This window comes from Paraburkholderia sp. RAU6.4a (assembly GCF_050435625.1).
Taxonomy (GTDB): domain Bacteria; phylum Pseudomonadota; class Gammaproteobacteria; order Burkholderiales; family Burkholderiaceae; genus Paraburkholderia; species Paraburkholderia tuberum.
In genome coordinates this window covers 2,942,256-2,964,837 of sequence record NZ_JBNDKQ010000002.1, presented here as the reverse complement: position 1 = coordinate 2,964,837, position 22,582 = coordinate 2,942,256, and the positions used below count along the sequence as shown (strand labels likewise).

Here is a 22,582-nt window from a genome sequence, read left to right as displayed (position 1 = left end):
CGCCCCCGTGGCGCATGTAGCCTTCACTCATGATCGAAACAACCAATTCGCTGCGCGACTGTCTCGCGCCAGCGAAACTCAATCTCTTCCTGCACATCACTGGCCGTCGGCCGGATGGTTATCACACGCTGCAGACGGTCTTCCAGTTGCTTGACTGGGGCGACACGCTGCACTTCACGCGACGCGACGACGGTCTCATCACGCGCCGCACCGAAATCGCCGACGTGCCACCCGAGCATGACCTGACCGTACGCGCCGCGACGTTGCTGAAGGTACATACGGGCTCCCGCGAAGGCGTCGATATCGAAATCGACAAGCGCCTGCCGATGGGCGCGGGCCTCGGCGGCGGCAGTTCCGATGCGGCGACGACGCTGCTCGCGCTCAATCGCCTGTGGAAGCTCGATCTGCCACGTCAGGAGTTGCAGGATCTTGCGTTGAAACTCGGTGCGGACGTGCCTTTCTTCGTATTTGGAAAAAATGCGTTTGCAGAGGGTGTCGGAGAATCATTGGACGTTGTACAATTGCCGCCGCGTCACTTCCTGGTAGTGACGCCGAGGGTGCAGGTTCCGACTGCAGCGATTTTTTCCGAAAAAGCGTTGACAAGAGATACAAAGCCCCTCAAAATTACGGACTTTCCTGCAGAACACAGCTGCAACACTGAATGGCCAGAAAGCTTCGGCCGGAATGACATGCAGCAAGTTGTCGTAGGAAAGTACGCGGAAGTAGCGCAAGTGTTGCGGTGGTTTGAAAGCATCGCGCCAGCGCGGATGTCCGGATCGGGTGCCAGCGTTTTTGCAGCGTTCCGTAGCAAAGCTGAAGCAGAAGCGGCGCAAGCCAAACTGCCCGGCGAGTGGAACAGTGCAGTAGCAGCGGGCTTGGATCAGCATCCACTCTTTGCTTTCGCGTCATAAATTTTGCATCGTCGAACGAAACTCCACGTTCGGCGGAGCTCAAAGTTAGTGTAGGGGAGTCGCCAAGCTGGTTAAGGCACCGGATTTTGATTCCGGCATGCAAAGGTTCGAATCCTTTCTCCCCTGCCAAAAATTCTCGTAGTTCGCTGTAGTTCGCATTTCTCCCGCCCCCAGCCTGAAGTAGGTGCACGATGAGCAGCCATGACGGCCTGATGGTTTTTACTGGCAACGCAAATCCCGCGCTTGCACAGGAAGTCGTCAAAAACCTCGGTATTCCCCTCGGCAAAGCAATGGTTAGCCGTTTCTCGGACGGTGAAATCCAAGTCGAGATTCAGGAAAACGTGCGCGGCAAGGATGTCTTCGTCCTGCAATCCACGTGCGCACCGACTAACGACAATCTGATGGAACTGATGATCATGGTCGATGCGCTCAAGCGCGCATCCGCAGGCCGGATCACCGCAGCCATCCCCTACTTCGGTTATGCCCGTCAGGATCGTCGCCCGCGTTCGGCGCGCGTCGCCATCTCGGCTAAGGTCGTGGCGAACATGCTGGAAATCGCCGGCGTCGAGCGGATCATCACGATGGATCTGCACGCCGACCAGATTCAAGGCTTCTTCGACATCCCGGTCGACAACATCTATGCAACGCCCGTGCTGCTCGGGGATCTGCGCAAGCAGAACTACGACAACCTGATGGTAGTTTCGCCGGACGTCGGCGGTGTGGTCCGCGCCCGTGCATTGGCGAAGCAACTCAATTGCGATCTCGCGATCATCGACAAGCGTCGCCCGAAGGCGAACGTCGCTGAAGTGATGAACATCATCGGTGAAGTCGAAGGCCGCACCTGCGTGATCATGGACGACATGGTCGACACGGCTGGCACGCTGTGCAAGGCCGCGCAGGTTCTGAAGGAACGCGGCGCGAAGCAGGTATTCGCGTACGCCACCCACCCGGTTCTGTCGGGCGGCGCGGGTGAGCGTATCGCCGCTTCCGCACTCGACGAACTCGTTGTCACGGACACGATTCCGCTCGGCGAAGAAGCCCGTTCGTGCGCGAAGATCCGTTCGCTGACGAGCGCCGGTTTGCTCGCCGAAACGTTCTCGCGCATCCGCCGCGGCGATTCGGTGATGTCGCTGTTCGCTGAGAGTTAAGCATTTGCGAAGACACCGGGTACCGCTTCATGCGACACGCGGCGTTTTTGCACAATCGGCATGAACGAACGAAGGTTCTTGCCGCTATCCTGGGCCTCAGCCATTACGGCTTCGAGGCCCTGTTTTTACTGCCTGGTCGCGGGCAGTGCATTGGAGATTCAACATGAAAGTAGTCGCTTTCGAGCGTTCCCTGCAAGGTACGGGTGCGAGCCGCCGCCTGCGTAACTCGGGCAAGACCCCGGGTATCGTTTATGGCGCCGGTGCTGACACGCAACTGATCGAACTCGATCACAACGCCCTGTGGCACGCGCTGAAGAAAGAAAGTTTTCCACTCGTCGATCCTCGATCTGGAAGTGGCAGACAAGTCGCAACAGGTTCTGCTGCGCGACGTGCAATACCACCCGTTCCGTCAGCTCGTGCTGCACGTGGACTTCCAGCGCGTCGACGCGACGAAGAAGCTGCACACCAAGGTGCCGCTGCACTTCTTGAACCAGGAAACCAACCCGGCAGTGAAGCTGTCGAGCGCGGTGATTTCGCACATCCTCAACGAAATCGAAATCGAGTGCTTGCCATCGGCACTGCCGGAGTTCATCGAAGTCGACCTCGCGAAGATCGAAGCAGGTCAATCGGTTCACGCGAAGGACATCCCGTTGCCGGCAGGTGTGGCGCTCGTGGCCCACGTCGACGCGGAAAACCCGGTGGTCGCTGCTGCAACGATCCCGGCTGGCGCAATCGCTGAAGACGCTGCTGCTGCTGAAGGTGGCGAAACGCCGGCTGCTTAAGAGCCTTCCGGTTCGAAGCAAGCAATCCTCTCGATCCGTTTCCTATGAAACGGTCGATGTGACCCGCCGAGGTTCGCCCTGGCGGGTTTTTTTTCGGCTTTTCTAGTCCGGTACGTTTCACTTCCTGACTTGGTGGACTCACGCAATCATGATCAAGCTGATCGTCGGGCTCGGCAATCCGGGCGCCGAATACACCGCGACGCGTCACAACGCCGGCTGCTGGCTGGTCGATCAACTCGCGCGCGAGGCCGGCACCGCGCTGCGCGACGAGCGGCGCTTTCACGGCTTTTACGCGAAAGCGCGGTTGCATGGCGAGGAAGTGCATCTGCTCGAGCCGCAAACCTACATGAACCGCTCTGGTCAATCGGTCGTCGCGCTCGCGCAATTCTTCAAGATTCTTCCCGACGAGATCCTCGTCGCGCACGACGAGCTCGACATGCCACCCGGCAGCGTCAAGCTGAAGCTCGGCGGCGGCAGCGGCGGGCATAATGGGCTGAAGGACATCAGCGCGCATCTGTCGTCGCAGCAATACTGGCGGCTGCGGATCGGCATCGGCCATCCGCGCGATCTGATTCCCGAAAGCGCGCGCGCCGGCGCGAAGCCGGACGTCGCGAACTATGTGCTGAAGCCGCCGCGGCGAGAAGAGCAGGAGGTCATCGACGCGTCGATCGAACGCGCGCTCGCGGTGATGCCGCAGATCATCAAGGGCGAGCTCGAACGCGCAATGATGCAACTGCATCGCAACAACAGCTGACGCGCGCCACACTCATCGACACCCGCAATCGGCCCCGCAAGGAGAATCGCTTGAGCCGCTACTGGAGCGACATCGTTCACCGTCTGACGCCGTACGTGCCGGGCGAGCAGCCCGCGCTCGCGCATCCGGTGAAGCTGAATACCAACGAGAATCCGTATCCGCCGTCGCCGCGCGTGCTAGACGCGATCCGCCGCGAGCTCGGCGACACGGCCGACGCACTGCGCCGCTATCCCGATCCGAGCGCACGCAAGCTGCGCGAATCGGTCGCCGCGTATCACGGCATCCGCCGCCGAGCAGGTGTTCGCGGGCAACGGCTCGGACGAGGTACTCGCGCTAACGTTCCAGGCCTTGCTCAAGCACGACAAGCCGCTGCTGTTTCCCGACATCACTTACAGCTTCTATCCGACCTACGCGAAGCTGTTCGAGGTCGACTACCGGACCATCCCCCTCGACGACGGCTTCGCGATCAACGTCGACGACTACACGGTGCCCAACAGCGGCATCCTGTTTCCGAATCCGAACGCGCCGACCGGCCGGCCGCTGCCGCTCGCGGATATCGAACGCCTCGTCGCGAGCCATCCTGATTCGGTCGTGGTGATTGACGAAGCGTATGTCGACTTCGGCGCCGAGTCGGCGATTGCGCTGATCGCGCGCTATCCGAATCTGCTCGTCGTGCAGACCGTGTCGAAGTCGCGTTCGCTCGCCGGCATGCGCGTCGGCTTTGCGTTCGGCGATCCTGCGTTGATCGATGCGCTCAATCGCGTGAAGGACAGCTTCAATTCGTACCCGCTCGACCGCCTCGCGCAAGTCGCGGCCACCGCCGCCTACGAAGACGACGCGTGGTTTCGCGAATGCTGCGCGAAGGTGATCGCGAGCCGCGAACGGCTTGCGGCGGAATTGACCGCGCTCGGCTTCGAGGTGGTGCCATCGGCGGCGAATCTGCTGTTCGCGCGGCATGGGGGGTACGACGCGGCGACGCTCGCGTCGCGGCTGCGGCAAAAGGAAATCTTCGTGCGGCATTTCAACGCGCCGCGCATCGACCAGCATTTGCGGATCTCGGTCGGCACCGACGCCGAATGCGACATACTGCTCGACGCTTTGCGCGGCATTTTCAGCGCTTACGTCGGATAACGGAAACGCCGCCCCCAAAAGAAAACGGCGAAGGCCCGCAGGCCTTCGCCGTTTTCTTTTGCGCGTCTCCCGCGAACGTCAGGTGCCCTTGGCGGCCTGCAACGCGTGATATTTCGCCATCAAACCTTCGGGCGTTTCCAAGTGGTTCGGGTCACGCGGAATGCACTCGACCGGACACACCTGAATGCATTGCGGCTCGTCGAAATGACCGACGCACTCGGTGCACTTCTTCGGGTCGATCACATAGATTTCCGGGCCCATCGAAATCGCGTCGTTCGGGCACTCGGGCTCGCAGACGTCGCAATTGATGCACTCGTCGGTAATGATCAGGGCCATGCCGCCACCAACTTTGCTAGAGAAAACAATACATTATAGCTTTTTCGCCCCCGCACGGCCGTGCAATCCCACGCCAGGATCATGGACGGCTGCGCTTCTCGGCCAGGTAGCCTTCGTCGCAAACTGGTTGGCGTATGCGCTGTTCAACGCCAACTGGATGCTGAACATGCCATTCGACACGCGGGAATTGCCGGGCTGTTTCGGCAACAAGGCCAGCAGTGCCTTCATCACATACAGAATGATTAGCGCGCCGGCCAGATCACCCACAAACATCGTGAAGAAGCTTTCGAACCAGTTCTTCGTCGTACCGGCCAGCGCGAACCACAGGTGGTGAAACAGCGTATTTGCTCCCGAATAGGCGACAGCCAGAACAAGCAGCCGCTTCGGCGTCAGGTTCGTCAGCGATGCGCGCAGATCGAAATACTCGAGCGCAAACCTGTAGACCAGATACGGTGCCAGTGACCCAAGCAAAGCGCCTGCTATTGCACGCACCGGGTCATGCGGAAACCAGTACAGAAAGTCTGTAATCAGTCCGGCAAGCAGCAGGCCGAGTGCACCATCGAACCCAACCAGCAACGTGCTGAGAAGCCGAACACCAGACGGCAGGAAAATCCAGTTGACGCCTCGCACGAAAGACGTGTGCGTAAACACCTCCTGATTGATCCACAGCGACGCCAGGAACGCGATCAGGGTCCCAGCGATCGACCAAAAATGCAAACGTAAGCTAGACATTGCGGTGAGCCATCCTCGGTTGCTTTTGCCGAATGCATCATAGCGTGCCCGTATGGCGTTCCGCGAGCACAAGCAGCAGGCTTTCGGTCACAGATATCGTGACGCTCACGGAAAAAATTTCTCGAGGCCCTCAAGTTCTGCGCGACGCGACCGAAAACCCATGTATAGCTTTATGCCCGGCTCGACAAGCATGCAGAGCCGCGTCCATATTGATATGCTTTTTATAGCGATGCATCTGAGAGAACAGGCTGGAACGGAACGCGCTATCCGGACGAACCGGTGGCTATCGGCACGCCGACCAGTAGGCCGCCCGCCTGCTGCATGGCTCGCGTGCTATCCCGTCTTTCAAGATGCGTTGCTCGGCTGCGAAACAAGGTTGGGGGCGCTTCCTGACTTCGTCAGGCGCGCTGCTTTGGAAAGGCTGGGTGGCTCCAATTATTCGTGTGTGCCCACTTCAGTACTTGATGAAGTCCGCGCCTCTTACCTGGAACTTCGCAGCACATGCGTCGCAGAAGAAGTACGTCGATACCTGTCTGATACCGAGGACAGTCTGCTGGCGTCACACGAATCGTCGGACGCCCTTGAAACCCTGGCGGCGGGAATGCCGCGGATGCTGGTTCCGCCTGTCGCTCGCCCTCCGTGTCTGCTGAGTTCTGGCAACGGAATGTTTCTCGGGGGCTGGGCGCGGTTTGTTGCGTACTGGTGTCGGAAAGACCCAACGATTCCGCTACTCGCGGTAGATTGGCCGATCCTCTACGAGCACGTAGCGCCCTACAGCCTTCGCCACTTGATCGACGATCCTGGTTTTGCATCGACCGGTTGAATCCGCCTTCGGAAAGCAGCCAATCGTCCTCCAGCGACGGCTAGAGTTGATCACCCGCACGAACCTTAGCAACGCGCGACTTTATCGTTATAGTTTTTGTAACGGCCAAACCTGAGAGAAATGGTTCGCGTGGAACTCGATGTGCGTGAAGACTTCCTGGTCGATCCAGAGCGACAGCGCGAACGCGATGGCCGTGCCCGCGACCGGGAGCACACCCAAACGTAAGCTGGACATGGAGATAAAATAGAGAAGCCCGGTTGTCGCAGGGCATCAAGGTTCGCTTTCCGCGCTCGGGTGAGCGGCGTTTTCGTTGGAGCGATGGTCATGAGCCGCCCTGCTGATATCTATCTTCGATTTCTTCAATTGACCGAAGCACTGCGAGGTCTTCCCGCACTTCCCGCGCTCGATCCGCTCGAAGAAAAGATCCTGGAGTTCGTTGCTCGCATGAGGCAAAAGAACGAACGCCTGTCGGTTCGAGACATGATGGCCCAAAGTGCGCTGGGGTCGCCGGCTACCTTGCATGCCCGTATCACGTCAATGCGCGAAAAGGGCTGGCTCCTGCTCAACGACACCGAAGACGCTCGCCGCAAACAGGTCGAGCTGACGCCCGCGGCCCTCCGGCACTTCGACAAACTTGCCGAGGCGTTCACGAAAGCTGCGAAGGGAAGCTGACATTGTTCTGCTTCGGTTAAGCCGGCACTATCCGGTTAGGAAAAACTCCTCATTCCTCTTGCAATGCCCGTCTAGTTGCTCCGCTCCAGCAATTCCACGTATGCGGCACCTGTCACCCTGTTGAAATCCATCGTACCGTACTGGTGCGCTTCGTCAGTTCATACTCGGCGAATTGGACAAAGGTATATCGATTGCCCACGCCCGTGACGTTTTCCGGATAGGGTTCCGTAGGAACCTGACAAGCCGGCGTGACTATTGATGAACGCCCCGTTTGCGATGAAGAGACAATTCTTGTTCTTCGCATCATCATTGACATCGCAGCTTGCGCGAACCATCGAATACACCGATGCCCGTGCATAACGACAGGATTGACGTTCGCCGCCAATACGGCTCGCCAACATTACTTGGAACAGCCGACCGATGCACCTGGCGCCGATCACCGAGGCCTGGCCGGTCTTGATCCGTCAAAACCGGCATTCGCGCGACTCAGGCTCAGGTCCCCTGAGCGCCGTCCTGCGGATCCAGCGAAGCGACCTTCTCCTTCAGCCATTTTTCGACGGACGGGAACACGAACTTGCTGACGTCGCCGCCCAATTGCGCGATCTCGCGCACGATCGTGCCCGAGATGAACTGATACTGATCGGACGGCGTCATGAACATCGTCTCGACGTCGGGTAGCAGATAACGGTTCATGCCCGCCATCTGGAACTCGTACTCGAAGTCCGACACCGCGCGCAGCCCCCTGACGATCACCCGCGCGTTGTTGGTCCGCACGAAGTCCTTCAGCAGTCCCTTGAAGCTCATCACCTGGACGTTCGGATAGTGGCCAAGCACCTCATGCGCAATCGCGAGGCGCTCCTGGAGAGTGAAAAACGGCTTCTTGGCACGGCTGTCGGCCACACCCACCACCAGCGTGTCGAAAATGCTCGACGCGCGCCGAACGAGGTCTTCGTGACCGCGCGTCAGCGGGTCGAACGTGCCCGGGTACACGGCGACTACCATGAGACTTCTCCTCTCTTCAGACAAAAGGGCACGTCCGGGCGACGCATTTCGCACCGGCGCGGATGACGATAAACCGCCCGGCCCTTTTTTGGAACGCGCATTATTCCTTATTTTCGCGCTGCAGCAAATGAAAGTGCACAGCGCCCGCTTTGCCCTGCCGAACGAGTTCCCAGCCTGACAGCGGCTCGTGAGCGGCCGGTTCGAGCGCTTCGCCGGCCTCGACATAAAGATAGCCGTCGGCGCGCACGAGCGGCACGGCCACCGCGAGCGCCTTGCCGAGGTCGGCATCGAACGGCGGATCGAGGAACACTACGTCGAATGAGCCTGGCGCGAGACTCGCCGCAAGACGCAGGCCGTCCGCCTCGGCGATTTCGATCATGCGTGCATCGAGCCGCTGCTGGTTTGCGCGCAACTGGCCGGCAGCGCGCGCATGACGCTCCACCATCAGCACGCGAGCGGCGCCGCGCGACGCGGCCTCGAAGCCGAGCGCCCCACTACCAGCAAACAGATCGAGGCAGTGCTGGCCGTCCAGACGCTGGCCGAGCCAGTTGAACAGCGTTTCGCGGACGCGGTCGGGCGTCGGGCGCAAGCCGTCCAGATCGAGCACGGGCAGCGGCGTGCGTTTCCAGTCGCCGCCGATGATGCGAATGGCATGCGGTTTGCCACTTTTGGACGAAGCGCCAGCGGCGCGTGAAGGTGCTAAACGAGGCATGCAGTATCGTGCAGTTTCAGCTAGGTGATGAACACGCCCGCGGCGTCGATGCGCGCGGGCCGGAGCGCTCACGTTACCACAGGGGTGGCGCGCGTCCAGCCTGGCCGAGCGGCCAATACGACGCGCCGCAGCACGCCTGATAAAATGTGCGGCTGCCAGCGCCCCGCCTTTTCGCATCCCGGCGCTGCCCACCGCTTCGCCGGTCCCGTGCCGGCTGCGCGCATCGGCGCGCTCTCCCATACGTCAGATCATGTTCAGCTTTTTCAAACGATTCAAGGGCTCGAAAGAGTCCGATACCGCCGCAGACGAATCGCTGGCGGCGCAAGACGGCGCGGCACCCGAGGCCGAGGCCGAGGCCGCGCCCGTTGCGCCCGCCGAACCGATCGAGCCTACCGCGCCCCCCGTTTCTGTGGCCACGACGATCATCGAGCCGCAGCCCGAGCCGCCAGACGCTATGCTCGATACCGTTGAAATCGTCCCACCGCCCGTGCAGGACGCCGGCGCGAAGCGCTCGTGGCTCACGCGCCTGAAGAGCGGCCTCGCGAAAACCAGTTCGAACCTGACCGGCATTTTCGTCGGCACGAAGATCGACGAGGACTTGTACGAGGACCTCGAAACCGCGCTGCTGATGTCGGACGCCGGCGTCGAGGCGACCGAATTCCTGCTCGAAGCGCTGCGTGAGAAAGTGCGCAGCGAACGCCTGACGGCCCCCCAGCAGGTCAAAACCGCCTTGCGCACACTGCTCGTCGAATTGCTCAAGCCGCTCGAAAAATCGCTGATGCTCGGCCGCGCGCAGCCGCTCGTGATGATGATCGCCGGCGTCAACGGCGCGGGCAAAACCACGAGCATCGGCAAGCTCGCGAAGCATCTGCAGAGCTTTGACCAATCGGTGCTGCTCGCCGCCGGCGACACGTTCCGCGCCGCCGCGCGCGAGCAACTCGCCGTGTGGGGCCAGCGCAACAACGTGACCGTGGTCGCGCAGGAAAGCGGCGACCCGGCCGCGGTGATCTTCGACGCGGTCGGCGCCGCGCGCGCGCGCAAGATCGACGTGATGATGGCCGACACGGCCGGCCGCCTGCCCACGCAACTGCATCTGATGGAAGAACTGCGCAAGGTGAAGCGCGTGATTGGCAAGGCGCAGGACGGCGCGCCGCACGAAGTGCTGCTCGTGATCGACGCGAACACCGGCCAGAACGCGCTCACACAGGTCAAGGCGTTCGACGACGCGCTCGGGCTCACCGGCCTGATCGTCACCAAGCTCGACGGCACCGCGAAGGGCGGCATCCTCGCGGCGATCGCGCGGCAGCGGCCGATTCCGGTGTATTTCATCGGCGTCGGCGAAAAGGTCGAGGACCTGCAGCCGTTCAGCGCGGAGGAGTTCTCGGACGCGCTACTGGGCGGCTGATCGCGTGATCGTTGCGGCGCTCGGCGCTCGCGGCGAACCAAAGGAAAAGGGCACTCCGCGGAGCGCCCTTTTTTTCGTTTCAAGCTGCCCTCGACGTGTCAGCGATCCCGGGCTCACTCCGCGTCCGGCTGCACGCCCGGCGCCGCGCGCGCGAACGCGTCGAGTTGCATCGCATGATCGTAGATGCGCTGGATCGTCGGAAACTTTGCGGTGTCGACCTTGAAGCGCTGCGCGTTGAATACCTGCGGAATCAGGCACGCGTCGGCGAGTGTCGGTGCGTCGCCGAAACACAGTTTGCCGGTGCGCGCGTCGCCGGCAAGATGCGTCTCCAGCGTCGCGAAGCCCGCGTCGATCCAGTGCCGGTACCACGCGTCCTTCGCGTCGTCGTCGACTCGCAACGTGTGCTTCAGATAGCGCAGCACGCGCAGATTGTTCAGGGGATGAATCTCGCACGCGACCTGCAGCGCCACCGAGCGCACATACGCGCGATCGAGCGGTGCCTTCGGTAGCAGCGGCGGCTCGGGATGCGTCTCCTCGAGATACTCGATGATCGCGAGCGACTGCGGCAGCAAATGACTGCCGTCGGCGAGCGTCGGCACGATGCAGTCGGGGTTGATCTTGCGATACGCGGGCTTCAGCTGCTCGCCGCCTTCGCGCACGAGGTGCACGGGTACGTAGTCGTACGACAGGTTCTTCACGTTCAGCGCGATGCGCACGCGATACGACGCCGAGCTACGGAAATAGCTGTAGAGCTTCATGTTGTCTGCCTCCTCCACCTGCACGCAAGCCGTCTCAGACGACGCGCACGCTGAACTCGCCGAGCCCGTCCACGCCGCCCTTCATCAGGTCACCCTTGACGACCGCGCCGACGCCTTCCGGCGTGCCGGTGAAAATCAGGTCGCCAGGCCGCAGTTCGAACAGCGTCGACAGATACGCGATCGTCTCGGCCACCGACCAGATCAGCTGCGACACATCCGCGCGCTGCTTGTCCTCGCCATTCACCGACAGCCAGATCTCTCCTTTGCCGATGTGACCGACCGCCGAAGCCGGATGGATCGGGCCGAGCGGCGCCGAGTGATCGAAGCCCTTGGCGGTATCCCACGGACGACCCATTTTCTTCGCTTCGCCTTGCAGGTCGCGGCGCGTCATGTCGAGACCGAGCGCGTAGCCGTAGACGTGGTCGAGCGCGCGGTCGACGGGGATGTCTTTGCCGCCCTCGCCGATCGCCGCGACCATTTCCATTTCGAAATGGACGTTCCTGGTCTGCGACGGATACGGGAATTCGCCGGTCGTGCCCGGCGCGACGTACACGATCGCATCGGCCGGCTTCGTGAAGAAGAACGGCGGCTCGCGGTCCGGGTCGTGGCCCATTTCACGCGCGTGCGCCTCGTAGTTGCGCCCCACGCAGTAGATGCGGCGCACCGCGAACTGCTCGCCCGACCCCACGACCGGCACCGCGACCTGCGGTGCGGGTGCAAATACGTAACTCATCCCGTTCTCCGTTTTCCGATGTGCGCCGCCGAGGCGGCGAGAAACATCGAGTGTAACCCGCGGCACGGCGCGGAGGCTTGTCAGGCGGCCCGTCGCGCGCCACTGCGTGCCCGCTTCGTTGCTGTTCGCCCGCTCGCCATAGATGCGATACTCACACCGAACTGTTCCCCGAATGGCGTAGCGAACCGCCAGGCGCGGCACGCCACCCGCCTCTTGCGCACGATGACCGACTCCACCGATACCACTTCTCCCTTCCCCTGGGCCCGATTCATCAAGGAAATCGGCCGCGGCCCGAATGGCGCCCGCGCGCTGACCGCCGACGACACGCGCTCGCTCTACACCGCGATGCTCGACGGCCGCGTCGACGATCTCGAACTCGGCGCGGTGCTGCTCGCGTATCGCGTGAAAGGCGAAACCGCCGACGAACTCGCCGCGATGCTGGCCGCCGTGCATGCGTCGTTCGAGCCGGTGCGGCTGCCGCACGGCGCGTTTCGGCCGGTGTCGATTCCGTCGTACAACGGCGCGCGCAAGCAGCCGAACCTCGTGCCGCTGCTCGCGCTGCTGCTCGCCCGCGAAGGCGTGCCGGTGCTGGTACACGGCGTCACCGAGGATCTGGGTCGGGTGACGAGCGCGGAAATCTTCACACATCTGCGCATCGCCCATGCGCAGTCGCACGCGCAGATCGAAGCTGGACTTGCGGAGCGCCGCGTCGCGTTCGCCTCGATCGACGTCCTGGCGCCCAAGCTCGCGCGCCTGCTCGCGCTGCGCCGGCGCATGGGCGTGCGCAATTCGACGCATACGCTCGTGAAGCTGCTGCAGCCGTTCGCGCCCGCGGGATTGCGGCTCGTGAACTACACGCATCCGCCGTATCGCGACAGTCTCACTCAGCTGTTCGTCACGCATCCCGATGCGGCCGTCGGCGGTGCGCTGCTCGCGCGCGGCACCGAAGGCGAGGCGGTCGCCGATACGCGCCGCCAGGTGCAGGTCGACTGGCTGCATGACGGCATCTGCGAGACGCGGCTGCCGCACGAGCGCTCGTCGCCCGATGCGCCCGAAGTCGAGCTGCCCGAAGCGCGCGACGCGGCGACCACGGCCGCCTGGATCGACGCCGTGCTGCGCGGCGAAGCGCCGGTGCCTGGCGCGCTCGAGCGGCAGGTCGAGCTGATCGTCGATATCGCGAAGACGGCGGCCTGACGGCCGCGGGTTGACAGGCCAACGCACGCCGTCATACATTTGGCCTCATGCGTTCCCTTCCGAACACCCTCCGAATTATCTCCGGCCGCCTGGCGCGGCCCCTATCGCTACGCCTGGCGTAAGTCTCGCGTAGCGCCGCGCGCTGGCAGCTCCGGTTGCCGTCGGCGGTCCTCCCCGTAGTTCCCGCAGTTTCGCTTCACCCCCGTCGTAGTTCTCCACAACCTGTCGTCGTTTGCATTCGTCCGTTTACCGCGCGGACGATGCGAGAGGATCACATGTACGTTGCATGGGCAGCATCCGCAGCGTGCATGCGTGAACAGTCGGCCAACCGCTCGACGTCCCCACCCTCCGCCGACGACACCACGAATGAGGCACCTCTCCATGTTGCGCAATCCCGCTGAAAAGTACCGCCCTTTTCCCGTCGTCCGGCTGACCGGCCGCAAATGGCCGAGTCGCACGGTCGACGCCGCACCCGTCTGGATGAGCACGGACCTGCGCGACGGCAATCAGGCGCTGATCGAACCGATGAACGCTGCGCAGAAACTCGAATACTTCGAGATGCTGGTCGCGATCGGTTTCAAGGAAATCGAAGTGGGCTTTCCGTCGGCGTCGCAGACCGATTTCGACTTCGTGCGCAAGCTGATCGACGAGCGACGCATTCCCGACGACGTCACGATCGAAGTCTTCGTGCCGTCGCGCGCGGAGCTGATCGCACGCACGTTCGACGCGCTCGAAGGCGCGCCGCGCGCGATCGTGCATCTGTACAACGCGATCTGCCCGTCGTTCCGGCGCATCGTGTTCCAGCAGTCGAAGGATGAGATCAAGGCGCTCGCCGTCGAAGGCACGGGCCTCATCAAGGAACACGCGCAGGCGCGGCCAGGCACGCGCTGGACCTTCCAGTACTCGCCCGAGACCTTCAACACGACCGAGCTGCCATTCGCGCGCGAGGTGTGCGACGCGCTCGCGCAAACGTGGCGGCCTACGCGCGATCACAAGATGATCGTCAACCTGCCGGCAAGCGTCGAAGCGGCCACGCCGAACGTGTTCGCCGACCAGATCGAATGGATGCATCGCAACCTCGGTTACCGCGACAGCATCGTGCTGTCGGTGCATCCGCACAACGATCGCGGCACCGCCGTGGCCGCGGCGCAGCTCGCGCTGCTGGCGGGCGCGGATCGCATCGAAGGCTGTCTGTTCGGCAATGGCGAGCGCACCGGCAACGTCGATCTCGTCACAGTCGCGATGAATCTCGACGCGATGGGTATCGACAGCGGTCTGGATTTCTCGGATCTCGCGACGATCCGGCGCGTGGCGGAACGCTGCACGCGGCTTCCGGTGGCGGCGCGGCATCCGTATGCGGGAGAGGTAGCGATGCGCGGCACGCGCGAGGCGCGCGACGCGGATGCCGATGTAGACGAGCACGGCGCAAACAGCCGCGACAAAGCTGGCGAATGCGCGACCGCGTGAATTCGCGTTGGGCCTCGAGCCTGCTGCAGCGGAGTGCACACCCGCATTCCGCTGCCGCTGGAGACGCGCTCACGAGGCGCGCCCGCCCGATGAGAATCTCACTCGAGCGCGCAACGGGTCGCCTGCCACGCGATCAGTCGCCACTGCCCGTCTTCGTGCGTGTGAATCGCGGTATAGGCAATCGGAAACAGGAGCGCGCCGTTATTCGCCTCCATCTCGATCAGCGCGCGGCCCGTGACGACGTAGGTCTCGCGCCCGGCCGGCAAGACATCCTGCGACTGCACCTCGATTTGCCGATAACGACGGCGCCCCGCGGTGATCCCGTCGATGAACTGCCGCTTCGTCTCGCGCTTGCCATTCGTATGGACGTAGCTCACGTTGTCCGCGAGCAGCGTGTCGAGCGACTGCCCATCGCCATCGACCATCGCGCGAAAACGCTCTCGCTCGAGCCCGCGAATCGCTTCGATCATCTTTGCCGCCATTGCAGAGCCCCTCGAACACCGCGAGCCGCAGGCGGCCACGGTCAGAAGTGATATTGCAAATATAGCTGGCTGAAATTTATACCAGGATTCGGCTCTTTGATACCGCCATTGGAGACATGCTGGAAGCGGTAGCCGGCGACATACTGCTCACGAGCGCCGAACTGCAACCCGACGCCCGCCATCTCGGCGAACTGGAACGAGGTGCCCAATGTGAAGTCGGAAGAAATGCGCGGGCTGGTCAGCAGCCGGACGCCGGCACCCACCTCGATGAATGGCCGCACCGAACCCGACGACCTGATGAAGCGGATTACCGGCGTCACGCCGATCTCGCCGATGTTGTCGTGAACGTTTCCTTCATTGGTGTGCCACCACGCGACGTGCGCCCCGCCGAGCAGCGCGAAATGCCAGTCGCCGATCTGCCACCATGTCAGGCTTGGATCCCAGACCACGCCGAGATCGAGCGTCCTGACGTGATGGTCGCCGACGCCGGCGGCCACGTGCACGCCGAACTGCTCAGCTTGGGACGCGCCCGCCGCACCCAACAGCAGAACGAGCAGAACGGCAAACGTGCTTTTTAGAGTAAGCCCACGCACCACAAGATTCTGCCTGTTCATCCGCCCCCCATACTGCCGAGTATTAACCGAGCGCCCCCTTTACTCCAAGTACGAATTCAGGAGCAAGTATTTCCCAGATAATGCCAATGACCAGCAATTATTCTCTTTAAAACGGGACGATGTCAGTCAAACATGAGCGTGCAACTGCTCCGGGCGGTACTTTGTACAGGTCCAACGCACAAGACAAATAGAGCGTATGATGGCTATTAGAAATCGAAACTCAATAGGATTTTCTGGAACTCAGATGCCCCTGCGACCTCTAAGTATTAGCACTCGGCAGATCTGAGTGCTAACATCCATCGCTGGAGTCGTTTACTGAGTACGCTATTGTCTGATTCCAAAGGAGCTTCACACGTGAGCCATGCAATGACCCTTCCGAGTACTTTGAGCCCGTCGTCGGCTAAGGCCGCTCCGGCAGGTGCACTGGCGCTCTCGCATTCCTCGCTGCTGTCTGGTCACCTGGGCAACATCGACGCCTACATCCAGGCGGTCAACCGGATTCCGATGCTGACGCCGGCGGAGGAACGCCAGTTCGCCACCGAATTGCGCGAACACGACAATCTGGAGGCTGCGCGCCGCCTGGTGCTGTCGCACCTGAGACTCGTCGTGTCCATCGCGCGTAACTACCTCGGTTACGGGTTGCCGCACGCCGATCTGATCCAGGAAGGCAACATCGGCCTGATGAAAGCGGTCAAGCGCTTCGATCCCGAGCAAAACGTGCGCCTCGTGTCGTACGCGATGCACTGGATCAAGGCCGAGATCCACGAGTACATCCTGCGCAACTGGCGCATGGTGAAGGTCGCCACCACCAAGGCGCAGCGTAAGCTGTTCTTCAACCTGCGCAGCCACAAGCAGGGGCTTGGCGCGTTCACGCCGGACGAGATCGAAGGTCTCGCGAAGGAGCTGAACGTGAAGCGCGAAGAGGTCGCGGAGATGGAGACGCGTCTGTCGGGCGGCGATATCGCGCTCGAAGGTCAGGTCGAAGACGGCGAGGAGTCGTACGCGCCAATCGCCTATTTGGCCGACTCGCATAGTGAGCCGACTGCCGTGCTGGCTTCGCGTCAGCGCGACCGGCTGCAAAGCGACGGCATCGCAAGCGCGCTCGACGCGCTCGATCCGCGCAGCCGCCGCATCATCGAAGCGCGCTGGCTGAAGGTGGCCGACGATGGCTCGGGCGGCTCCACGTTGCACGAGTTGGCCGACGAGTTCGGTGTGTCGGCCGAACGTATCCGCCAGATCGAAGCCAGCGCGATGAAGAAGATGCGCGGCGCGCTGACCGAATACGCGTAAAGCGTCGAAGCCATGCGCGCGTCAATTGTGTCCCGCCCATGACATAGGTAAAAACGACACGCGTTAATCGATCGCGCCATTTAGCGACCATCGCGCTCAAGTCCCGCCCTCGCAAGACGGCGGGGCTTTTTCATTCTTTTCGCCCTTTCTTGCGTCCCCGCGGCCGCGCATTCGCGTCGGCCTATCCGCAAGCCGGCCTGTCGAGGCCGGTAAGCGTTTCTTGACGTATCGCAAGTCCGGTAGCAATACTGCACAGACGCGGCAAGTTTCGCGACGTGTTGCCGCATGGCTAAACCTGAGCGCGCGAGGTTCACCTCCTACAATCGGCATGCATTCGCCAGACTGCCTGACGGCCAGGGCGGTCTGGATCCAGCCGGACTCACCGGCGTGAAGTCGTCTTCGACCGATCATGACCATAGCCCTGAATCGCAGCAGCACTGTCCGGTCGCGCTTGCGCGGCCGGTTCACCAGGTGGGTGCGCGGTCCAACGCTGGCGCGCGATATCGCCATCATCCTCGCCATCAAGTTCGTGCTACTGATGGCGCTCAAGTACACATTCTTCAATCATCCACAGGCGCAGCACATGATGCTGCCGCCTGAGCAGGTCGCGCAGGCGCTGCTGTCGGTGCCCGCCCCGCATCCGTCTCGAGGTGATCAACATGCCCGTTAGCGAAGTCGTAGAACTGTCGCGGTTCCAGTTCGCCATCACGGCGCTTTATCACTTTCTGTTCGTGCCGCTCACGCTCGGTCTCGCCTGGCTGCTCGTCATCATGGAATCGGTCTACGTGATGACCGGCAAGCAGATCTACAAGGACATGACGCAGTTCTGGGGCAAGCTGTTTGGCATCAACTTTGCAATGGGCGTCGCGACCGGCCTCACGCTCGAGTTTCAGTTCGGCACCAACTGGGCTTATTACTCGCATTACGTCGGCGACATTTTCGGCGTCCCGCTCGCCGTCGAAGGGCTGATGGCGTTCTTCCTCGAATCGACGTTCGTCGGTCTGTTCTTTTTCGGCTGGAACAGATTGTCAAAAATCCAGCATCTGATCGTCACGTTCTGTGTCGCGCTCGGTTCGAACCTGTCGGCGCTGTGGATTCTGATTGCCAACGGCTGGATGAACAATCCGGTCGGCGCGAAGTTCAACTATCAGACGATGCGCATGGAGCTCGACAGCATCGGCTCGGTGATCTTCAACCCGGTTGCACAGGTCAAGTTCGTGCACACGGTATCAGCGGGATACGTGACCGCGGCGATGTTCGTACTCGGCGTGTCGTCGTGGTATCTGTTGAAGCGCCGCGACACCGAGTTCGCGCTGCGCTCGTTCGCGATCGCCGCCGGCTTCGGCCTCGCGTCGGCGCTGTGCGTGATCGTGCTGGGCGACGAATCCGGCTATCGCACCGGTGAAGTCCAGCAGATCAAGCTCGCCGCGATCGAATCCGAATGGGAGACCGCGCCCGCGCCGGCACCGTTCACGATATTTGGCATCCCCAATCAGAAAGAGCAACGCACCGACTATGCGATCCGTGTGCCGTACGCGCTCGGCATTATCGCGACCCGCTCGCTCGACGAACCCGTGGTCGGCCTGCGCGACCTGATCGCCCAAAACGAAGGTCGCATCAAGGACGGCATGCTCGCCTATTCGGCGTTGCAGCGGTTAAAGGGCGGCGACTCCAGCGACGAGGCGCATGCGGAGTTCGACAAGTACAAGGACGATCTCGGCTACGCCCTGCTGCTCAAGCGGTTCACGCCGAACGTCATCGACGCGACGCCAGACCAGATCGCCGCGGCGGCAAGAAGCACGGTTCCGCCGGTGTTGCCGCTGTTCTTCTCGTTCCGCACGATGGTCGGCCTTGGCCTGCTGTTCCTCGCGACCTTCGTGCTCGCCTTCTGGTTCTGCGCGCAGCGCACGTTGCTGCTCGAAAAGCGCCGCTGGTTTCTGCGCTGGGCGGTCATCGCGATTCCGCTGCCGTGGCTCGCCGCCGAGCTCGGCTGGATCGTCGCGGAAATGGGCCGCCAGCCGTGGAGCATCGCGGGCATTCTGCCGACCAACCTGGCCGCGTCGACGCTGACGCCGCGCGATCTGTATCTGAGCATCGGCGGCTTCGTGCTGTTCTACACGGGGCTGTTCGTCATCGAGATCATGCTGATGTTCAAGTACGCGCGGCTCGGCCCTTCGTCGCTGCATACGGGCCGCTATCACCACGAGATCGGACAGCCGGTGACGCAGCCACTGTCGAACACGGCCGCATGACGCACCGCTGCACCGCCCCGGAGGAGAAACCCATATGGACTACGCAGTTCTCAGACTGATCTGGTGGGTGTTGATAGGTGTACTGCTGATCGTCTTCGCGCTCACCGACGGCTTCGACATGGGCGCAGCGATCCTGCTGCCGTTCATCGCCAACACCGACTCCGAGCGACGCATCGTCGTGAACACGGTCGGCGCGACGTGGGAAGGCAACCAGGTCTGGTTCGTGACCGCGGCCGCGGCGATGTTCGCCGCGTGGCCGCTCGCCTACGCGGCATCCTTCTCAGGCTTCTACTTCGCGATGCTGCTCGTGCTGTTCGCGCTGTTCTTCCGCCCGGTCGGCTTCGACTATCGCGGCAAGCGCGAGGATCCGCGCTGGCGCAACGCGTGGGACTGGGGCCTCTTTATCGGCGGCTTCGTGCCGGCGCTGGTGTTCGGTGTCGCGTTCGGCAATCTGCTGCAAGGCGTGCCGTTCTCGTTCGATACCGATCTGCGCGTCACCTATCACGGCAGCTTCTTCGGCCTGCTCAATCCGTTCGCGCTGCTGACGGGACTCGTCAGCGTGTCGATGCTGGCCGCGCACGGCGCCGCGTTCGTCAAGTGGAAGACCGATGGGGTGGTTCACGAGCGCGCGTCGAAGGCGCTGCGGCTCGCGGCGCTGTGCACGGTGGTGCTGTTTCTCGTCGCGCGGCGCGCTCGTCGCGACGATGATCGGCGGCTATCAGATCGTCGACGCGCCGCCGCTCGACGCCGTCTCCAATCCGTTGATGAAGACCGTGATCGGCGCGCCGGGTTTGTGGCTGAACAACTACGCGCTCTACCCGTGGATGGCGATTGCGCCGCTCGCGGGTCTCCTCGGCGGGGTGCTCGCGGTGCTGCTCGCGCGTTCGCGCTTCGAGGCGACGGCGTTTCTGTCGACGTCGTTGATGATCGTCGGCTTGATCTTGACCGCGGGCTTCTCGATGTTCCCGTTCATCATGCCATCGTCACTCGACGGCCGCAGCAGCCTGACCATGTGGGATTCCACGTCGAGCCGCCTGACGCTCGAGATCATGCTGTTCGCCGTCATCGTGTTCCTGCCGATCATCCTGCTCTATACGGGCTGGGTGTATCGCGTGATGCGCGGCAAGGTGACCGCCGCGGCGATCAAGGAAAACCACCATTCGATGTATTGACCGGCACGACGCTTCAAAAGAAAACAGGAGTTGGCGATGTGGTATTTCAGCTGGATTCCCGGCGTTGGCGTCGCGCTGGCGTTCGGTGTCGTCAATGTGATGTGGCTCGAATCGCGCGAGGTGGCGCGCTCGGCAAAGCGGGGGACTCGCTAGGCGCCACGCTCTGGTCGTAAACGCGAAAGCGGCACCTTGGGACCAGGTGCCGCTTTTTTATTGGCGTGCTGCGATCGCCGTGCAACTCAACAGCGCTCGACAGCCATCAACCGATCACGCCGGCACCGGCGCCGCGCCCGCGCCGCCGCCTTGCGACGACAGGCGCTCGGCCAGCTTCTGCGCATAGCGCTGCGCGGCCTCGCCGACGACGATATGGAACGTGTCGGTCGACACCCACGCGGTATCGAGCGTCGCGAGGCGCTGACGATCGACCGCCGACGGATCGCGCACGACTACCCGCAGACGCGTCGCCGCGACCGCATCGAGCGACACCACGTTGCCCGCGCCGCCGAGCACGGCGAGCCAGCGCAGCGGATCGGGATCGAGCGGACCGCCTTGCGCGTCATCGGCGTGCCCAGCGTTTCGCGCGACCGGCGCGGCAGCGGTAGCCGCCGCGGCAGCAGCCGGCGCCGATACAGCAGCACCCGCCGCCTTCACCGCGTCGCCCTGACCCTGCGCGATCGCCGTACGCATCTCATCGGCGATGATGTCCGCCTCCGGTCCGATGATCACCTGCACGTTGTTCGTGCCGCGCTTGAGCACACCGCGCGCACCGATCGACTTCAGTTCGCTTTCCGAGACCTTCCCCGTATCGACCACAGACAGACGCAGACGCGTCGTGCACGCATCCACGACCGACAGATTCGCCGCGCCACCGAGCGCCGCGATATAGCGCTGTGCACGCGGCACGGCCGCACCAGCCGCCGGCGCGACGAAACCGCCCGCCGCGAACGACTCGACCTGCTCGTCGGCAGCGGCGGGCTCACGGCCCGGCGTCGCCATGTTGAACTTACGGATGAAGAAGCGGAACAGACCGTAGTACACGACCGAGTACACGATGCCGAGCGGAATCGCCCACCAGCCCTTCGTCGACAGACCGAAGTTCAGCACGTAGTCGATGAAGCCCGCCGAGAACGTGAAGCCGAGGTGAATCCCGAGTGCCGAGCAGATCGCGAGCGACAGACCCGTCAGAAGCGCGTGGATCGCATACAGCACCGGCGCGAGGAACATGAAGCTGAACTCGATCGGCTCGGTCACACCGGTCAGGAACGACGTGAGCGCCATCGAGAACAGCAGGCCGAACACCATCGCGCGACGCTCTTTCGGCGCCTCGTGATACATCGCGAGACATGCGGCCGGCAGGCCGAACATCATCACCGGGAAGAAGCCGGTCATGAAGGTGCCCGCGGTCGGATCGCCAGCGAAGAAGCGGTGCAGGTCGCCCGTGACGGGCGCACCGCCCGCCGGCGTGAAGGTGCCGAATACGAACCACGTCAGCGAGTTGAGGATGTGATGCAGGCCCGTGACGAGCAGCAGCCGGTTCAGCACGCCGAACACGAAGGCGCCGAGCGCGCCGGCCGTCGTGAGCCAGTGGCCGGCCACGTCGATCGCGTTCTGCACCGGCTCCCACACATGTCCGAATACGATGCCTAGCACCACGCAGACCACCCCTGTCACGATCGGCACGAAGCGTTTTCCACCGAAGAACGCCAGGTAGTCGGGCAGCTTGATGTCCTTGTAGCGGTTGTACAGCAGCCCCGCGACGATGCCCGCGATGATCCCCGACAGCACGCCCATGTTGAGCTTGTCGTTGATGTCCTTCATCACCGCGATCTGCACCAGATAGCCGATCGCGCCAGCCAGACCCGCGACGCCGTTGTTGTCTTTCGCGAAGCCGACCGCCACGCCGATCGCGAACAGGAGCGGCAGGTTGTCGAAGATCGCGCCGCCCGCATCGGCGATCATCTTGATGTTGAACACGTCGGGCTGGCCGAGCCGCAGCAACAGGCCGGCCACCGGTAGCACCGCGATCGGCAGCATCAGCGCGCGTCCCAGGCGCTGAATCTTCAGAAACGGATTTCCATCCATCGGTATCTCCAATTTTGTCTCGTAGGGGTAGGTCTTGGTTGAGTGGTGCAGCTGTACGGAGAATCGCGCCGCGCGTGAAGGCAGACGTGCTGCCGGGCGCACGGCGTGCGGGTTCTCAAATTCGTTAGTG

The 22,582-nt window shown here is 62.6% G+C and carries 19 protein-coding genes, 1 tRNA gene and 4 pseudogenes; 15 read left to right on the top strand and 9 right to left on the bottom strand.

Translation table 11 applies throughout. The annotated features are described in order from the left end of the window. Positions 1 to 29 precede the first annotated feature (29 nt). From ispE to hisC, 6 genes and pseudogenes are all read left to right on the top strand, one after another. A complete protein-coding gene (gene ispE / locus OKW40_RS18535; protein WP_429356563.1) occupies positions 30 to 911 on the top strand; it encodes a 4-(cytidine 5'-diphospho)-2-C-methyl-D-erythritol kinase in 882 nt (293 codons plus the stop codon). A gap of 52 nt (positions 912 to 963) precedes the next feature. Then, positions 964 to 1,040, top strand: a tRNA-Gln gene (locus tag OKW40_RS18530). Between the two features lie 62 nt (positions 1,041 to 1,102). Beyond that, positions 1,103 to 2,059 (top strand): ribose-phosphate pyrophosphokinase, encoded by a 957-nt coding sequence (locus OKW40_RS18525; RefSeq protein ID WP_008921698.1) that lies wholly within the window; start codon positions 1,103 to 1,105, stop codon positions 2,057 to 2,059. Positions 2,060 to 2,222: 163 nt separating this feature from the next. Then, positions 2,223 to 2,841 (top strand): annotated as a pseudogene (locus OKW40_RS18520) (50S ribosomal protein L25/general stress protein Ctc). Positions 2,842 to 2,989: 148 nt separating this feature from the next. Beyond that, entirely contained in the window at positions 2,990 to 3,595 is a 606-nt protein-coding gene (pth, locus tag OKW40_RS18515) for an aminoacyl-tRNA hydrolase (RefSeq protein WP_090802935.1), read from the top strand. Between the two features lie 50 nt (positions 3,596 to 3,645). Further along, positions 3,646 to 4,726: pseudogene (gene hisC, locus OKW40_RS18510) on the top strand (histidinol-phosphate transaminase). A gap of 78 nt (positions 4,727 to 4,804) precedes the next feature. Here hisC and OKW40_RS18505 read toward each other — a convergent pair. Together OKW40_RS18505 and OKW40_RS18500 are read right to left on the bottom strand one after the other, a co-directional pair. After that, entirely contained in the window at positions 4,805 to 5,062 is a 258-nt protein-coding gene (locus OKW40_RS18505) for a YfhL family 4Fe-4S dicluster ferredoxin (RefSeq protein ID WP_429490908.1), read from the bottom strand. Positions 5,063 to 5,095: 33 nt separating this feature from the next. After that, positions 5,096 to 5,794, bottom strand: a complete 699-nt coding sequence (locus OKW40_RS18500) for a hypothetical protein (RefSeq protein WP_260336439.1) — start codon at positions 5,792 to 5,794, stop codon at positions 5,096 to 5,098. Positions 5,795 to 6,941: 1,147 nt separating this feature from the next. On the opposite strand from OKW40_RS18500, the gene OKW40_RS18495 reads away from it, so the two are divergent. After that, positions 6,942 to 7,289: a winged helix-turn-helix domain-containing protein gene (locus tag OKW40_RS18495; protein WP_184062495.1), complete on the top strand. Its 348-nt coding sequence runs from the start codon at positions 6,942 to 6,944 to the stop codon at positions 7,287 to 7,289. Between the two features lie 492 nt (positions 7,290 to 7,781). Here the strand turns inward: OKW40_RS18495 and coaD are convergent, their stop codons facing one another. Both coaD and rsmD read right to left on the bottom strand, forming a co-directional pair. Continuing rightward, positions 7,782 to 8,291: a pantetheine-phosphate adenylyltransferase gene (coaD, locus tag OKW40_RS18490; protein WP_062125937.1), complete on the bottom strand. Its 510-nt coding sequence runs from the start codon at positions 8,289 to 8,291 to the stop codon at positions 7,782 to 7,784. A gap of 100 nt (positions 8,292 to 8,391) precedes the next feature. Further along, positions 8,392 to 9,003: a 16S rRNA (guanine(966)-N(2))-methyltransferase RsmD gene (gene rsmD, locus OKW40_RS18485; protein WP_429490906.1), complete on the bottom strand. Its 612-nt coding sequence runs from the start codon at positions 9,001 to 9,003 to the stop codon at positions 8,392 to 8,394. A 250-nt stretch (positions 9,004 to 9,253) separates the two neighbouring features. Between rsmD and ftsY the strand changes: the two genes are divergently transcribed. Then, complete coding sequence (gene ftsY / locus OKW40_RS18480) at positions 9,254 to 10,408, top strand: signal recognition particle-docking protein FtsY (protein ID WP_429490904.1); 1,155 nt, start codon at positions 9,254 to 9,256, stop codon at positions 10,406 to 10,408. Between the two features lie 113 nt (positions 10,409 to 10,521). On the opposite strand, the gene maiA is transcribed toward ftsY, so the two are convergent. Next, on the bottom strand, positions 10,522 to 11,166 hold the full coding sequence (gene maiA / locus OKW40_RS18475) for a maleylacetoacetate isomerase (protein WP_184062501.1): 645 nt from the start codon (positions 11,164 to 11,166) through the stop codon (positions 10,522 to 10,524). A 34-nt stretch (positions 11,167 to 11,200) separates the two neighbouring features. Next, positions 11,201 to 11,899, bottom strand: coding sequence for a fumarylacetoacetate hydrolase family protein (locus OKW40_RS18470; protein WP_429356558.1), 699 nt, complete (start codon positions 11,897 to 11,899; stop codon positions 11,201 to 11,203). Positions 11,900 to 12,121: 222 nt separating this feature from the next. Here OKW40_RS18470 and ybiB point away from each other — a divergent pair, with 222 nt between their 5' ends. Further along, a complete protein-coding gene (ybiB, locus tag OKW40_RS18465) occupies positions 12,122 to 13,093 on the top strand; it encodes a DNA-binding protein YbiB (protein ID WP_429490902.1) in 972 nt (323 codons plus the stop codon). 381 nt (positions 13,094 to 13,474) lie between these two features. Then, a pseudogene (locus OKW40_RS18460) lies at positions 13,475 to 14,461 on the top strand (2-isopropylmalate synthase); the annotation flags it as partial. Between the two features lie 197 nt (positions 14,462 to 14,658). On the opposite strand, the gene OKW40_RS18455 reads toward OKW40_RS18460, so the two are convergent. Both OKW40_RS18455 and OKW40_RS18450 read right to left on the bottom strand, forming a co-directional pair. After that, the gene (locus OKW40_RS18455) at positions 14,659 to 15,042 is read right to left on the bottom strand and encodes a nuclear transport factor 2 family protein (protein ID WP_008921685.1); all 384 of its coding nucleotides are present in this window, start codon (positions 15,040 to 15,042) and stop codon (positions 14,659 to 14,661) included. A gap of 41 nt (positions 15,043 to 15,083) precedes the next feature. Continuing rightward, positions 15,084 to 15,656 carry an acyloxyacyl hydrolase gene (locus OKW40_RS18450; protein ID WP_429356556.1) on the bottom strand — a complete coding sequence of 191 codons (573 nt, stop codon included), beginning with the start codon at positions 15,654 to 15,656 and terminating at the stop codon, positions 15,084 to 15,086. A 354-nt stretch (positions 15,657 to 16,010) separates the two neighbouring features. Here OKW40_RS18450 and rpoH point away from each other — a divergent pair, with 354 nt between their 5' ends. From rpoH to cydX, 5 genes and pseudogenes are all read left to right on the top strand, one after another. Continuing rightward, entirely contained in the window at positions 16,011 to 16,946 is a 936-nt protein-coding gene (gene rpoH, locus OKW40_RS18445) for an RNA polymerase sigma factor RpoH (RefSeq protein WP_184026837.1), read from the top strand. A gap of 409 nt (positions 16,947 to 17,355) precedes the next feature. Further along, entirely contained in the window at positions 17,356 to 17,616 is a 261-nt protein-coding gene (gene cydP / locus OKW40_RS18440; protein WP_018419327.1) for a cytochrome oxidase putative small subunit CydP, read from the top strand. Continuing rightward, the gene (locus OKW40_RS18435; protein ID WP_429356555.1) at positions 17,606 to 19,198 is read left to right on the top strand and encodes a cytochrome ubiquinol oxidase subunit I; all 1,593 of its coding nucleotides are present in this window, start codon (positions 17,606 to 17,608) and stop codon (positions 19,196 to 19,198) included. Before cydP ends, OKW40_RS18435 begins: the two co-directional genes overlap by 11 nt. A gap of 34 nt (positions 19,199 to 19,232) precedes the next feature. Further along, positions 19,233 to 20,370: pseudogene (cydB, locus tag OKW40_RS18430) on the top strand (cytochrome d ubiquinol oxidase subunit II). Positions 20,371 to 20,406: 36 nt separating this feature from the next. Next, positions 20,407 to 20,523 (top strand): cytochrome bd-I oxidase subunit CydX, encoded by a 117-nt coding sequence (gene cydX / locus OKW40_RS18425; RefSeq protein WP_429356553.1) that lies wholly within the window; start codon positions 20,407 to 20,409, stop codon positions 20,521 to 20,523. 114 nt (positions 20,524 to 20,637) lie between these two features. On the opposite strand, the gene nagE is transcribed toward cydX, so the two are convergent. Then, positions 20,638 to 22,452 (bottom strand): N-acetylglucosamine-specific PTS transporter subunit IIBC, encoded by a 1,815-nt coding sequence (gene nagE, locus OKW40_RS18420; protein ID WP_429407565.1) that lies wholly within the window; start codon positions 22,450 to 22,452, stop codon positions 20,638 to 20,640. Between the last annotated feature and the right edge of the window lie 130 nt (positions 22,453 to 22,582).